This window comes from Mesorhizobium sp. M7A.F.Ca.CA.004.06.1.1 (genome assembly GCF_003999135.1).
GTDB lineage: Bacteria > Pseudomonadota > Alphaproteobacteria > Rhizobiales > Rhizobiaceae > Mesorhizobium.
On record NZ_RZPQ01001219.1, the window covers coordinates 1 to 1,023 of the forward strand.

The window sequence follows — 1,023 nt, forward strand, 5'->3', positions numbered from 1 at the left end:
GTTTTATAGATAATTTGCGGCAGGGCAGCTTGTCGAGACAATTGCAGTCGAAATCGCGAGGCGCCAGAAGCAAGACTCAAGGCTGTGAGACGAAACCGTCGAGCGCAGGCATCGCCACGGTGACCAGGTCATGCAGCCGCTTCTTCGGCACCCCGTCGCGCGCCTGCACTGAGAGGCCAAACAACAGCGTGGTGTAGTAGTCGCCAAGCGCTTCCGGATCGGTATCCGGCTTGAGGTCGCCGTCGCGAACACCCTTTCTCAGGCGCTCCACAATCAATGCATTGCGCGCCAGTCGGCGCTCGGCCAGCCAATGCAGCACGCCGTCATTTTCGGTAGCGCAGTTGGTGGCGGCCGAGACAACCATGCAGCCCTTCGGCAGATCCGGCCTTGTGTAGATATCGATCGCATCGCGCAGCAGCCGCTCGACAAACCGCCGAGCGGTTGGTTCTTCGGCAAGGGCACCGGTGGCGAAGCTTCCTTCGCTGGTTTCGTAGAGAACAACGGCTTCGCGAAACAGATCCTCCTTCGAGCCAAAGGCGGCATAGATGCGCGCCGAGGCCAGGCCAAGCATGGAGACGAGGTCGGCCATCGAGGTGCCCTCGTAGCCGCGCATCCAGAAGGCATCGCGCGCTTTCTGCAGAGCCTGGGCTCTGTCGAACTCCCTTGGCCGTCCCGCCATCGCAACCTCCATTTCTTTATCGATCCACAAATAATCCGCTTGACTCAAGATTGCAAATTCAATTCTTTGTCGATCGATAAAGAATCGAAAGGAGACTGGCATGAGTTCACTCGATCAAGGGCTGCCATTCGGCGCCACTGCGACACAGGGAGGGATTGGCGCGAAGCGCGGCGCCACGCTGGCATTGCTCGCCTTCGCCCAGCTTATCATCGCTCTCGACATCAACATCGTCTTCGTGGCGCTGCCCGAAATCGGGGCTGGGCTGGGCTTTTCCGGCCAGACCTTGCAATGGGTGGTGAGCGCCTACACCGTGTTTACCGGCGGTTTTTTGCTGTTCGGCGGCC

The 1,023-nt window shown here is 59.6% G+C and carries 1 protein-coding gene and 1 pseudogene; one reads left to right on the forward strand and one right to left on the reverse strand.

Features of this window, described 5'->3' with window-relative positions; translation table 11 throughout:
• Nucleotides 1–76: 76 nt before the first annotated feature.
• Nucleotides 77–679 (reverse strand): TetR/AcrR family transcriptional regulator, encoded by a 603-nt coding sequence (locus tag EN906_RS35270; RefSeq protein WP_127268976.1) that lies wholly within the window; start codon nucleotides 677–679, stop codon nucleotides 77–79.
• 100 nt (nucleotides 680–779) lie between these two features.
• Between EN906_RS35270 and EN906_RS35275 the strand changes: the two are divergent.
• Nucleotides 780–1,023, forward strand: a pseudogene (locus EN906_RS35275) (MFS transporter); the annotation flags it as partial.